At 70.3% G+C, this 12,654-nt stretch carries 14 protein-coding genes; 4 read left to right on the top strand and 10 right to left on the bottom strand.

Annotation, left to right across the window (positions count from 1 at the left end):
* Positions 1–8: 8 nt before the first annotated feature.
* Complete coding sequence (locus KV394_RS14720) at positions 9–1,304, top strand: acyltransferase family protein (RefSeq protein ID WP_247981773.1); 1,296 nt, start codon at positions 9–11, stop codon at positions 1,302–1,304.
* A 3-nt stretch (positions 1,305–1,307) separates the two neighbouring features.
* Here the strand turns inward: KV394_RS14720 and KV394_RS14725 are convergent, their stop codons facing one another.
* Together KV394_RS14725 and KV394_RS14730 are read right to left on the bottom strand one after the other, a co-directional pair.
* Positions 1,308–1,901, bottom strand: coding sequence for an energy-coupling factor transporter transmembrane component T family protein (locus KV394_RS14725; RefSeq protein ID WP_247981774.1), 594 nt, complete (start codon positions 1,899–1,901; stop codon positions 1,308–1,310).
* On the bottom strand, positions 1,898–2,602 hold the full coding sequence (locus KV394_RS14730; protein WP_247981775.1) for an energy-coupling factor ABC transporter ATP-binding protein: 705 nt from the start codon (positions 2,600–2,602) through the stop codon (positions 1,898–1,900). The genes KV394_RS14725 and KV394_RS14730 overlap by 4 nt, the downstream gene beginning before the upstream one ends.
* Positions 2,603–2,653: 51 nt before the next feature.
* Between KV394_RS14730 and KV394_RS14735 the strand changes: the two genes are divergently transcribed.
* A complete protein-coding gene (locus tag KV394_RS14735; RefSeq protein WP_247981776.1) occupies positions 2,654–3,238 on the top strand; it encodes a TetR family transcriptional regulator in 585 nt (194 codons plus the stop codon).
* Here the strand turns inward: KV394_RS14735 and KV394_RS14740 are convergent.
* The 7 genes from KV394_RS14740 to sufB form a co-directional block, all read right to left on the bottom strand.
* Positions 3,201–4,571: an MFS transporter gene (locus KV394_RS14740; protein WP_136030169.1), complete on the bottom strand. Its 1,371-nt coding sequence runs from the start codon at positions 4,569–4,571 to the stop codon at positions 3,201–3,203. The two genes, KV394_RS14735 and KV394_RS14740, sit on opposite strands and share 38 nt — an antisense overlap.
* Positions 4,568–5,722 (bottom strand): MalY/PatB family protein, encoded by a 1,155-nt coding sequence (locus KV394_RS14745; RefSeq protein ID WP_247981777.1) that lies wholly within the window; start codon positions 5,720–5,722, stop codon positions 4,568–4,570. Before KV394_RS14745 ends, KV394_RS14740 begins: the two co-directional genes overlap by 4 nt.
* Before the next feature lie 94 nt (positions 5,723–5,816).
* Positions 5,817–6,146: a metal-sulfur cluster assembly factor gene (locus KV394_RS14750; protein ID WP_017202280.1), complete on the bottom strand. Its 330-nt coding sequence runs from the start codon at positions 6,144–6,146 to the stop codon at positions 5,817–5,819.
* A 10-nt stretch (positions 6,147–6,156) separates the two neighbouring features.
* Positions 6,157–6,927: a Fe-S cluster assembly ATPase SufC gene (gene sufC, locus KV394_RS14755; protein ID WP_101845421.1), complete on the bottom strand. Its 771-nt coding sequence runs from the start codon at positions 6,925–6,927 to the stop codon at positions 6,157–6,159.
* Between the two features lie 3 nt (positions 6,928–6,930).
* Positions 6,931–7,257, bottom strand: coding sequence for a non-heme iron oxygenase ferredoxin subunit (locus KV394_RS14760; protein ID WP_136030165.1), 327 nt, complete (start codon positions 7,255–7,257; stop codon positions 6,931–6,933).
* The gene (sufD, locus tag KV394_RS14765; protein ID WP_136044875.1) at positions 7,254–8,459 is read right to left on the bottom strand and encodes a Fe-S cluster assembly protein SufD; all 1,206 of its coding nucleotides are present in this window, start codon (positions 8,457–8,459) and stop codon (positions 7,254–7,256) included. The genes KV394_RS14760 and sufD overlap by 4 nt, the downstream gene beginning before the upstream one ends.
* Positions 8,460–9,878 carry a Fe-S cluster assembly protein SufB gene (sufB, locus tag KV394_RS14770; RefSeq protein WP_136030161.1) on the bottom strand — a complete coding sequence of 473 codons (1,419 nt, stop codon included), beginning with the start codon at positions 9,876–9,878 and terminating at the stop codon, positions 8,460–8,462.
* Between the two features lie 231 nt (positions 9,879–10,109).
* On the opposite strand from sufB, the gene KV394_RS14775 reads away from it, so the two are divergent.
* Both KV394_RS14775 and KV394_RS14780 read left to right on the top strand, forming a co-directional pair.
* The gene (locus KV394_RS14775) at positions 10,110–11,255 is read left to right on the top strand and encodes a COX15/CtaA family protein (RefSeq protein ID WP_136030159.1); all 1,146 of its coding nucleotides are present in this window, start codon (positions 10,110–10,112) and stop codon (positions 11,253–11,255) included.
* Between the two features lie 65 nt (positions 11,256–11,320).
* Positions 11,321–11,803, top strand: coding sequence for a hypothetical protein (locus tag KV394_RS14780; protein ID WP_247981778.1), 483 nt, complete (start codon positions 11,321–11,323; stop codon positions 11,801–11,803).
* On the opposite strand, the gene KV394_RS14785 is transcribed toward KV394_RS14780, so the two are convergent.
* The gene (locus KV394_RS14785; RefSeq protein WP_136030155.1) at positions 11,749–12,654 is read right to left on the bottom strand and encodes a heme o synthase; all 906 of its coding nucleotides are present in this window, start codon (positions 12,652–12,654) and stop codon (positions 11,749–11,751) included. The genes KV394_RS14780 and KV394_RS14785 overlap by 55 nt on opposite strands.

Consider the following 12,654-nt stretch of genomic DNA (forward strand, 5'->3'; position numbering starts at 1 on the left):
GAGGACCCATGGCCATCGTCCAGGCGCTGCCCGCCGCCGCTCCCCCGCCCGCGCCGTCCGCACGACGCGACACCGGCATCGACTTCATCCGCGCGCTCTGCGTGCTCGGCGTGGTGGTGCTGCACGCCATCATGGTGGGCGTCACAGTGGCCGACGGCGCCCCGGTGTTCGAGAACGCGAGCGACGGCACGGGATGGATCGCACCGCTCAGCTGGGTGCTGCAGGTCATGCCGCTGTTCTTCGTGATCGGAGGGTTCTCCGGGCTGCTCGCCTCCCGTCGGCTGCGGGCGAGGGGCGCGAGCACCCTCGACTTCCTGACCGCACGGGTACACCGGCTGCTGCGTCCCACAGTCATCACGATCGCCGCGGTCGGCGTGGCGCTGGCCGTCCTGACGCTCCTCGGCGTGCCGGCCGAGCTGATCGCGGTCGCGGGCTTCCGCTACGGGCAGCCCCTCTGGTTCCTCGGGGTCTTCCTGCTGTGCCAGCTGCTGCTGCCCGCCCTGGCGGCCCTCCACGAGCGTGCTCCGCTGCGCACGATCGGCGCGCTCGCGGCCACCTCGGTCGCGGTGGATGCGCTACGCGGCGTGACCGGCGTGGCAGGACTGGGGTTCCTCAACCTCGCCTTCGTCTGGCTCACGCTGCAGCAGCTCGGATTCTTCCTCGCCGACGGGCGCATCGACGCCCTCGCCCGCCGCACCCGGGTCGCCGTCACCGCGGGCGCCGGAGTGCTCCTCACCGTGCTCTTCGTCGCCGGCGTGTACTCCCCCGACCTCATCGCCAACATCAACCCGCCCACCGCCGCGCTCCTGCTGGTCGGCGTCGTCCACACGGGCCTGCTGTCCCTGCACCGCGAGCGGATCGCCCGGGCGAGCAGCACCGTCGCGGCGGCGGCGTTCACGCGATTCGTCACCCGCCGCACGATGACGATCTACCTGTGGCACATGCCCGTGCTGCTGGCGATGGCCGGCGTGACCGCGGTCGTCGCCCTCGGCACCGGTGCCGCTCTCCCGGCGCTCGACGGCCCGGAGTGGTGGCTGACACGCCCGCTGTGGCTGCTGTCGGCGCTGGCCCTGACCGCCGGGGTGGCCGTCGCCGTCGACCGCTTCGAACGACAGCCGGCACCGACGGGCACCCGATCGTCCGGGCGGCTGGTCTCGGCCGGGCTGCTCGGGCTCGGCGGCGTGGTGCTGCTGCTGGTCGTGGGCACGTCCGTCACGACCGCGATCGTGGCCGTGGCCCTGCTGATGACCGCGCTGCGCCTCGCCAGGGCGGCCGAACCGGTGCCAGCGCTCGCGATCGGGTGAGGCTCAGGCCACCCCGCGCGCGGCGAGGGCGTCGCCCACCCGGTCGGCGTGCCGGAGGGTGAGCACGAGGAGCGGCACCGCCGCGCGCGGCCCCAGGCGCACCCCTCGAGCGCGCTCGGCCTCACGGAGCCGGTGGACGAACGCCGCGACCACCGGCACCATCGTGAGCGTGAGCGACAGCGTCAGCGCGACGACCTCCGGATCGACACCCCAGCGACGCAGCGGCCGCAGCACCGTCTGCAGCACATCGAGCAGGTCGGACATCCGCGTGGTCATCGTCACCAGTGCGGCGACGAGCAGCAGCGCCGCGACCCGACCGGCACCGACCCACGCGGCGATCGGCGAGACGAACACCGCCAGCATCACCCCCAGCACGAGGAGGATCCATCGCAACCGCCACAGTTCGACGAGCAGCGTGCGCGGACTCTGCCCTCCGAGCGGATAGAGCACGACCGTGGCGGCGAGGGCCACGCTCACGACGACGGGCTGCGGCGGAAGCAGGGTCAGGCCGAGGGCGCAGAGCACGAGCCCCGCGAGCTTCATCCCCGCGGGGAGGCGATGCAGCACGCTCGTGCCGGGGCGGTAGAGCGAGATCACGCGGACACCCGGCAGTACTCGTCGATCACCGCATCCGGGTGGCCCACGGCCACGGCTCGCCCGCCCTCGAACAGCACGGCCAGGTCGCAGCGCGCGGCCAGGTCGAGGTCGTGCGTGGCCACCACGACCTGCGCCTCCTGCGCCATCAGCAGCTCCGCGATGCGCCGGGCGTTGCGGCGGTCGAGGAGCGTGGTCGGCTCGTCGGCCACGAGCAGCCGCGGCTCGGTCACGAGCACGGCCGCCAGCGCGAGCAGTTGCTTCTGCCCGCCGGACAGCGACGACGCCGGCACGTCCGCGTGCGCCTCGAGCCTGTGCACCGCGAGGGTCTCGCGCACGCGTCGGTCGACCTCCGCGCGCGGGAGGCCTCGCAGCGACAGGGCGAGATCTTCCGCGGGCGTCGGCATGAGGATCTGCGCGTCGGGATCCGTGAACACGAAGCCGACGCGGCGTCGGAGCTCCCGCGTGTCGCGCACCACGTCGAGCCCGTGCACGACCGCGGTGCCCGCCGTCGGCACGACCAGGCCGTCCAGCACACGCGCGAACGTCGACTTTCCCGAGCCGTTCGCTCCGATCACGGCGATGCGTCGTGCCGTGAGGTCGAGGCTCACGTCATCGAGGATCGCCCGGCCGTCGACCTCCACCCGCACGTGCTCCAGCACGATCGATGCGGCGGCTTCCTCGGCCCGACGCTGCTCGCGCACTCCCACCTCCTGAACACCGTTCACCTGAACGCCGTTCACTATAGTGGGGTCATGACCCCCGAGCCCAATCCGGCCCGACACGACCGCGACAGCGTCGCCCGCAGCGCTCTCGCCCTGCTCGACGAGGTCGGTCTGGCCGACCTCTCGATGCGGCGCATCGCCGCGCGGCTCGACGTGCAGCCCAGTGCTCTCTACTGGCACTTCGCGAGCAAGCAGGAGCTGCTCGCCGATCTCGCCGACCGCATCACCGCGAGCCTCCCCCGCGGAACCACCGGCGTCCTCGCCACCGCCCGCGGCCTGCGAGATGCTCTGTTCGCCCACCGCGACGGCGCCGAGCTCGTGCTGAGCACCTACGCGCTCCAGCTCGGCTCGGCGCACGCGCTCGACGCGCTCATCGCCGCGCTGCGGAGCGACGGCGCCGACGATCCCGAAACCCGCGCGACCGCGATCCTTCACTTCGTCCTCGGCCACGCGACGCTCGTGCAGCAGCGCATGCACGCCGACAGCCACGGCGCCCTGCCACCCTCGGACGAGATCGACGTGACGGCGGGTCTCGACCGCGCGTTCGACCTGGGCGTGCGGGCGCTCGCGGGCGAGGTCAGCGCACCGCGGGCTCCGCGGCGTGCCCGAGCCTGAGACCCGGCACGAGCGCCAGCAGCACGAGACCGAGACCGAACGCGAACACCACGCCGAAGGCGCCAGGACCGCCGCCGAGGGTGGCCACGGCGAGCCCCGCGACCGCGATCGCGACCGCGGACCCCGTCGCGTCGGAGATCGACAGCGCCGAGGAGTTGAACCCCTGGTTCGATTCGTCCGAGTAGGCCAGCGTGAGCACCGTCAGGCGCGGATACAGCAGCCCCATGCCGCCACCCGCGAACGCCCACCCGAGGATCACCACGACGGGCGACACCGGGAACACGGCCGCCGCGAGCACCGCCAGCATCGCCACCAGGAGGGCTCCGAGGCTCAGCAGCGTGATGCGGCGGTTGCCCAGCCGCTCGCCGTAGCGCCCCTGCAGCGCCGAGGCTCCAGCCCACGCGAACGCCGCGAGCATGAGCGCCACCCCCGCCCACGTGGCGGTGAAGTCGTACTTCCGGATGAGCAGGTAGGGGATGTAGGCCTCCGCCGCGAAGAACGCGCCGGCGGCCACGCCGCGCATCAGCACGACGCTGGGCAGCCCGGCTCCCGCGCGGAGGGTACGGGCGGGGAGCAGCGGCAGCACCGCGACGCCGATCCCGAGGATCGCGGCCACGGCGACCGGCCAGCGCACCCCGTCGTCGAGCTCGGCCGAGACGCCGATCACCACCGCCAGCGCCGCCACCACGACGGCCAGCAGCAGGCGGAGGCGCAGCGCACGCCGGTCCTGGGGTTCGCCGCCGCCCAGGTCGACACCACGCAGCCGGACCGCGATCATCAGGAAGGCGATCGCGGTGAGCACCGCGACGCCCAGGAACGCCCAGCGCCAGTGCAGGTACTCCGCGACCGCTCCCGCGAGGAACGGCCCCACCATCGACGGGACGACCCAGGCGGCCGCGAACGCCGCGAACACGCGCCCGTGCAGCTCCGGCGGGTAGAGCCGCGCGACCACGACGTACAGCGCGACCGTCTGACCGCCGGTGCCGAGCCCCTGCACGAGCCGACCGATCAGGAACTGCGGCATCGAGGTCGCGAAGCCCGAGATCAGCAGGCCGACGATGAACAGCGCCACCGCCACGTACAGCGCGCCGCGCGGCCCGCGCGCGTCGGACCAGGCACCGGTCGCGACCATCCCGATCACGCTCGTCGCAAGGGTGCCGGCGAACGCGACGGCGAACAGCGCCTCGCCGTCGAGCGCCGCACTCACGATCGGCATGACCGTGGTGACCGCGAGCGCCTCGATCGCGGCGAGGAAGATGAGCGCGACCGCGCCCACCGTCACCCAGATTCGGCCGCGATCCCAGATCGATGCGACGGGCTGCGGCGCGGTCATCGCTCCACGAGCGCGGCGATCCGATCGACGGCCTCCGTCAGGATCTCCGGGCTCGTCCCGAAGTTCAGTCGCACGTGGCCCGCTCCCTCGGTGCCGAACGCCGGGCCGAAGTGCAGGGCGACCTTCGCATCCCGCAGGATCCGCCGGGCCGGGTTGTCGCCCCAGCCCAGAGCCGACAGGTCGATCCAGGCCAGGTAGCCCGCGTCCGGGATCCGGTAGCGGGCACCGGGAAGATGCCGCGCCAGCAGGTCCTCCAGGAGCACGCGGTTCTGGTCGAGCGTGTCGAGCAGCCCGTCCAGCCACGCATCGCTCTCCTCCGCGAACGCTGCGACCGAGGCGAGCAGACCGAACTGACCGGTGCGCCACTCGACCTCCACGGGGAGCCCGCGCACCACGGCGCTGGTGTCGTCGTCGGCCGTGACCATCAGCGCACACTTCAGGCCGGCGAGGTTGAACGCCTTGCTGGCGCTCACGACCGCATAGCCGACGCGTGCGGCCGTCTCGCTCGCCGCGAGGAAGGGCGTGAACCCGGTCCCCGGCTGGGCGAGCGGCGCGTGGATCTCGTCGGACACGACGGCGGCGCCGTACTCGGCAGCGATCTCCGCCAGCGCGGCGAGGGCGTCTCGGTCGTGCACCGTGCCGGTCGGGTTGTGCGGGTTGCACAGCAGGATCGCGGTCGCACCGTCGTCGAACGCCCCGCGGATCCCGTCGAGGTCGAGCTCCCACCCCGTGCCCGTGTCGCGCAGCGGCACCCGCAGCACCTCCGCACCGGCCTCCTCCACGAGGTCGTAGAACGGCGGGTACACGGGCGGGGTGACGACGACCCGCTCCCCCGGCTGCGTCACGCGGCGCAGGATCTCCACGATGCCCATGCTCACGTCGGCCGTGCTGCGAGTGCGAGCGGGATCCACCGCCCAGTCGTAACGGCGGCGCGCGAAGCCCGCGAACGCCTCGGCCAGCGGCGTCTTCGAGGCGATGTACCCCGTGTCGCCACGCTCGACCGCACGGTGCAGGGCCGCGGTGATCGCGGGGGCGAGGGGGAAGTCGGTCTCGGCGACGAAGAGCGGAAGCACATCGGCGGGGTACTCGCGCCACTTCTCGCTGCTGCGCTCACGGAGCTCCGCCAGGGACAGGGCCTGAACATGCAACATTCGATCTCCCGAGTTCTCGTCCCCGCCTCACCGCGGAGTCAGCGAAGCGGGCGCGTCTCCGCGCCCGCTCCGTCGTGCATCACTGTCTTCAGCGTCAGATTGCGAATCCCAGCGCGCGCATCATGTCGCGCCCGTCGTCCGTGATCCGCTCCGGACCCCACGGCGGCATCCACACCCAGTTGATGCGGAACCGGTCCACGACGTTGTCGAGAGCCTGCGCGGTCTGGTCTTCGAGGACGTCGGTCAGCGGGCAGCCCGCGCTGGTCAACGTCATGTGGATGACGAGAGCATCGTTCTCGTCATCCCAGGCGAGGTCGTAGATGAGGCCGAGGTCGACGACGTTGATCCCGAGCTCCGGGTCCATGACGTCCTTGAGCGCCTCGGTGACCGCGTCGTACTTCTCATCCGTGAGGGTCGCTGTCATACGGCTCAGCCTACGCCTCGATCGGGGCGGAAGGGTCGAGGAACCGGTCGTAGCCCTCGTTCTCCAGCCGGTCGGCGAGCTCGGGTCCGCCCTCTTCGACGATCTTGCCGGCGACGACGACGTGCACGAAGTCGGGGCGGATGTACCGCAGGATCCGGGTGTAGTGCGTGATCAGGAGCACGCCGAGTCCCGTGGACTCCTTGGCACGGTTCACGCCCTCGGACACGATCTTCAGCGCGTCGACGTCGAGACCCGAGTCGGTCTCGTCGAGCACGGCGAACTTCGGCTTGAGCACCTCGAGCTGCAGGATCTCGTGGCGCTTCTTCTCGCCGCCGGAGAAGCCCTCGTTGACGTTGCGCTGCGCGAACTTCGGGTCCATGCGCAGGTTCGCCATGGACTCCTTGACGTCCTTGGTCCACTGGCGGATCGAGGGCGCCTCGCCGTCGAGCGCGGTCTTCGCCGTGCGCAGGAAGTTCGTCACGGTGACGCCGGGGATCTCCACCGGGTACTGCATCGCGAGGAAGAGCCCGGCGCGGGCGCGCTCGTCGACGCTCATCGCCAGCACGTCCTCCCCGTCGAACGTGATCGAGCCGGAGGTCACCGTGTACTTCGGGTGACCGGCGATCGTGTAGGCCAGGGTCGACTTGCCCGAGCCGTTGGGGCCCATGATGGCGTGGGTCTCACCGGTGTTCATGGTGAGGGTGATTCCGTTGAGGATCGGGGTGGTCCCCGCCTCGGTCTCGACCGTCACGTGCAGGTCGCGGATCTCGAGAACAGACATTCTTCAGACTTCCTTCGTCACAGCAGGATCGATGAGCACGTCGTCGCCGTCGATCTCGACGACATAGACCGGGACGGGCTCGTAAGCGGGGAGGTTCTGGGGCTTGCCGGTGATCAGGGAGAAGGCCGAGCCGTGAGCCCAGCACTCCACCGTGTCGCCTTCCACGAAGCCCTCGGACAGCGAGATGTCGCCGTGCGTGCAGGTGTCGCCGATGGCGTGGATCACGCCATCGCCGTCCTTGATCACCGTGATGGGCACGCCGCCCGGCTCGACGCGGAGCGGGGTGTCCTGCTCCAGGTCGGAGACCGCGCAGACGCGCTCGGCGGTCACGCGTCCACCTCGGCGAGCTCGGCCTCGATGGCGGCGAGCAGCTCCGCCTCGAGCGTCGGGATACCGAGGCGCAGCACGATGTCGGTGAGGAAGCCGAGCACGACGAGACGCCGCGCCTCCTCCTCCGGGATGCCGCGGGCCTGCAGGTAGAAGAGCTGCTCGTCGTCGAAGCGACCGGTCGCACTCGCGTGGCCCGCGCCGACGATGTCGCCCGTCTCGATCTCGAGGTTCGGGATCGAGTCGGCGCGCGCCCCCTCGGTGAGCACCAGGTTGCGGTTCGCCTCGTACGAGTCGGTGCCCGTGGCGTCGGCGCCGATCAGCACGTCGCCGATCCACACACTGTGCGCGCTCGCGCCCTGGAGGGCACCCTTGTAGAGCACGTCGCCCGTGGTGTGCGGACCCTTGTGGTGCAGGTAGACCTGGCTCTCCAGGTGCTGCCCGGCGTCCGCGTACGACAGCCCGTAGAGGTAGCCCTCGGAACCCGCGCCCGCGAGCTCCACGCTCGGGTTCACGCGCACGAGGCCGCCGCCGAAGCTCACCACGAAGTGCTTGAGCGTGGCGTCGGAGCCGACGCGGGCCTGGTGCGCGGCCGCGTGCACCGCGTCGTCCTCCCACTGCTGCACCGTGACCACGGTGAGCTTCGCGCCATCGCGGACGATGATCTCCACGTTCTGCGCGTACTGCGCGGAACCCTTGTGCTGCAGCACCACGGTCGCGACGCTGTGCTCCAGCGCCTCGATCACGATGTGGGCGTCGGCGCGGCGGTCGGCACCCGTACCCGTGACGGAGATGAAGATCGGCTCGGCGACCTCCTCCTCACGCGGGATGCGCACGTGCACCGCCTCGCTCGCACCCTGCCAGGCGACGGCGGCCGTGATGTCCTCGGGGAGGAAGACCTCGCCGCGCGGAGCGGCGCCGATGGCGAGCGGTCCTGCCACGTACTGCTCGCCGGAGCTGAAGGCGTACGCGACGCCGTCGTTCGCCTCTGCCGTCTGGAACAGCGGCGTCAGCTGCGCGACCGGCGTGTGCTTCCAGTTGACCTCACGGCCGCTGGGGGCGCCGAAGTCGTCCGGGTCGTACGAGTGCGGGCGCTCGGAGCGCGTCTGCACCGGGACGAATCCGGCGTCGGCGACCTGGGCGGCCGGGTCGATGTGCGCGTTCGTGTGCTGCGCCTCCGTGGGCGCTGTCGTCGAGGCCGCCATTTAGCCGACCGATCCTTCCATGCCCATCTCGATGAGCTTGTTCAGTTCCATCGCGTACTCCATCGGCAGCTCGCGCGCGATCGGCTCGATGAAGCCGCGCACGATCATCGCCATCGCCTCGTCCTCGGGCATGCCGCGGGACTGGAGGTAGAAGAGCTGCTCCTCGCTGACCTTCGAGACCGTGGCCTCGTGGCCGAGCTGCACGTCGTCGACGCGGATGTCGATCGCCGGGTAGGTGTCGGAGCGCGACTTCGTGTCCACGAGCAGCGCGTCGCAACGCACGGTGTTCGCCGAGTGGTGGGCGTTGGCGTCGACGCGGACCTCACCGCGGTAGCCGGCGCGACCGCCGCCGCGGGCGATCGACTTCGAGACGATCGATGACTGCGTGTACGGCGCCATGTGGATCATCTTGGCGCCCGCGTCCTGGTGCTGACCGGGACCGGCGAAGGCGACCGAGAGGGTCTCGCCCTTGGCGTGCTCGCCCATCAGGTAGATCGACGGGTACTTCATCGTCACCTTGGAGCCGATGTTGCCGTCGACCCACTCCATGGTCGCGCCCTCGTGTGCCACGGCGCGCTTGGTGACCAGGTTGTAGACGTTGTTCGACCAGTTCTGGATCGTCGTGTAGCGCACGCGGGCGTTCTTCTTCACGATGATCTCGACCACGGCCGAGTGCAGCGAGTCGGACTTGTAGATCGGAGCCGTGCAGCCCTCGATGTAGTGGACGTAGCTGTCCTCGTCGGCGATGATCAGGGTCCGCTCGAACTGACCCATGTTCTCGGTGTTGATGCGGAAGTACGCCTGCAGCGGGATCTCGACGTGCACGCCCTTCGGGACGTAGACGAACGAGCCGCCCGACCACACGGCCGTGTTGAGTGCGGCGAACTTGTTGTCGCCCGCCGGGATGACCGTGCCGAAGTACTCCTCGAAGAACTCGGGGTGCTCGCGCAGCGCCGTGTCGGTGTCCATGAAGATGACGCCCTGGGCCTCGAGGTCCTCGCGGATCTGGTGGTACACGACCTCGGATTCGTACTGAGCGGCGACGCCGGCCACGAGGCGCTGGCGCTCTGCCTCGGGGATGCCCAGGCGCTCGTACGTCTCGCGGATCTCCTCGGGGAGGTCCTCCCAGCTCTGCGCCTGCTTCTCGGTGGAGCGGACGAAGTACTTGATGTTGTCGAAGTCGATGTCGCTGAGGTCGGCGCCCCACGTCGGCATCGGCTTGCGACCGAAGAGCTGATACCCCTTCAGACGGGTCTTCAGCATCCACTCGGGTTCGTTCTTGAGGGCAGAGATCCCGCGGACCACCTCTTCGGAGATGCCGCGTTTCGCCACGGCACCCGCGGCGTCTTCATCGTGCCAGCCGAACTCGTACACCCCCAGACCGTCAAGCTCCGGGCGGTCGATCAGCACATCCGACATGCAACACTCTCCTCACAGGTCCCAAACGGTGTCATCCGCCCCGACACACCTGATCCCCGTCGAGTTTGCGGGAGCGGGTGCCGTTGGTGGGCCCTCATCATCGGCGCTTCCATCGCGCCTAAACTGTTGACGATGCTTCAGCGCGGTCAGCGCTCATCGCAACAATCCGATTCTACAGGTTCCGCCTGGCGGACGGGCCGCGCGCCACGTCGCCGACGAGCCGGAGGACTCATGCCCGAGACGACCATCACCACCCCTCCGACGACTCGGACGACCCCCGTTCCGCGATCCCGCGGGTGGGCGAAGGCGCTGACCGTCTTCGCGTGGCTCTCGTTCGTCAGCGAGACGATCATCATCGGCACCGGCGGCGCGGTGCGTCTGACCGGCTCCGGCCTCGGCTGTTCCGACTGGCCGCTGTGCACGCCCGAGTCGCTCGTGCCCATCCTCGAAGTGCAGGGGGTGCACGGCATCATCGAGTTCGGCAACCGCCTGATGACGGGCGTCGTCGGCATCATCGCGCTCACCGTCGTGCTGCTCGTCCTGTACACGGTGAACGGGCGTCGCGCGGTCACGAAGGCGCTGTGGTTCGCGCTCGGCGGCATCGTCGCGGCCGGCATCGCCTTCGCGATCGCCTTCCCCTTCCACTTCCCCGCCTCGCCGATCGCGTCCGGCGTGCTGCTGCTCGCCGTCATCGCGGCCGCCGTCCACTCCGTCCGCACCACGGCCACGCGTCGCGACCTCGTGCTCCTGGCGTGGCTCGTGCTGATCGGTGTGGTGGCGCAGGCCCTCGTCGGAGGCATCACGGTCCTGACCGGGCTGAACCCCTTCATCGTGGGCTTCCACTACACCTCGTCGCTGCTTCTCGTGTGCGTCACGGCCGCGTTCCTCGTGCGCCTCAAGACCGCACCGGGGCCCCGCGAACGCGCCGTGCCGAGCTGGTTCGCGATCGTCACGCATGTGACAGGACTCGCGCTCGCGGTGACGATCCTGTTCGGCGTCCTCACCACCGGCTCCGGGCCGCACTCGGGTGATGCGGACGTGCTGCGCCACGGCTTCGACGCGACCGTCCTCGCGCACGTGCACTCCTGGCCCGGCTACGTGCTGGCCGCCCTGGTGCTGTTCCTCACGATCACCGCCTGGGCACTCCGCCTGGAGCCCCGCCGCTGGCTGCTCGTGCTCGTGCTCGCGATCCTGGTGCAGGTCGGCGTCGGGGTGTGGCAGGCGCGCGAGGGGCTGCCGCCGATCCTGGTCGGCATCCACATGGTGCTCGCCTCGCTGTCGGCCGCGACGTACACCGTGGTCGTGCTGCACCTGAAGCGCCCGGTGCGGACGGACGTCGCGGCCGAGGAACCCGCCCCGGCGCTCACCGGGCGCTGAGCCGCACAGACGATCCATAGCGTGCGCACCGGGGCCTCATCAGGGCATCGGTCAGCCTGGTCGGCATGCACAGAACACTGACCAGAAGCATCGGATTCTGGATTCTCCTCATCGTGTCCCTCGCCGCGATCGGCGTCGGCGGATGGCTCGTCGCCGGCCAGATCGGCACCATGACGAGCACCCTGCTCGATGGCACGGCCACGGGGGTGGAGGTCTACGTCGGCCAGTCGCTCGTGGTGGTCGGAGCCGCGGTGCTCGGCGCCGGCCTGATCGGCCTGCTCCTCGCCCTCGGCCTCGTGGCGGCGCGGGCACTCGTCCCGGCCGTGCCCGCCGTGCCCGTCGCGCTCGACGCCGGAATGGATGAGCCGTCCCCCAACGAGGCCATCGCCGCGACCGGGTCCGCGACCGATCAGGATGCGACGGCGACCACGGACGCCGCCAGCACGCCGGCGGACGACGCGTCAGCGTCCGCGGCGTCGGAGGACGCTGCGGATCAGAACGGCAGCAGCGGGTCGACCGCGACGGCCACGAAGATCAGCGTCAAGTAGGTGATCGAGGCGTGGAAGACTCGCATCGGCCGCGCCTCGGTCCCCCGCACCGCCTGGTTGTACAGGCGGTGCGACTCGTAGATGAACCAGCCGCCGAAGACCAGCGCGGACACCGTGTAGACGAGACCCATGTTCGCGATCGGCACCAGCAGCAGCGAGCACGCGACGGTCGCCCACGCGTAGAGGATCACCTGGAGGCCGACCTGCGAGGCGTTGCGCGTGACGCCGAGCATCGGGACGTCGACGTCCTCGTAGTCGTCCTTGTACTTCATCGACAGCGGCCAGTAGTGCGGCGGCGTCCACAGGAAGACCAGCAGGAACAGGATGAACGCCGGCCAGTCGAGAGAGCCCGTGACGGCCGACCAGCCGATGAGCACGGGGAAGCAGCCCGCGATGCCGCCCCAGATGATGTTCTGCTCGGTGCGGCGCTTGAGGATCATCGTGTAGATCACGACGTAGAAGAAGATGGCCGAGGCCGAGAGCACTGCGGTGAGCCAGTTGGTGGTGAACCAGAGCCAGACGGTGGACACGATCGCGAGAGTCCAGGAGAAGATCAGCGCGCCGCGCGGGCTCACCTCGCCCGTGACCAGCGGACGGTTCTCCGTGCGGTGCATGTGCGCGTCGATGTCGCGGTCGAGATACATGTTGAACGCCCCGGCCGAGCCGGCGCTCATGGATCCGCCGATGACGGTCGCGAGGACCAGCCAGAGGTTCGGGAGACCGCCCTGGGCGAGGAACATCACCGGGACGGTCGAGACGAGGAGGAGTTCGAGGACTCGGGGCTTCGTCAGCGTCACGTAAGCGCTCACCGTGCGACCGATGGACGACTTCCGTACGGTCTGATCAGACAT

The organism is Microbacterium sufflavum (assembly GCF_023101165.1).
GTDB classification, from domain to species: domain Bacteria; phylum Actinomycetota; class Actinomycetes; order Actinomycetales; family Microbacteriaceae; genus Microbacterium; species Microbacterium sufflavum.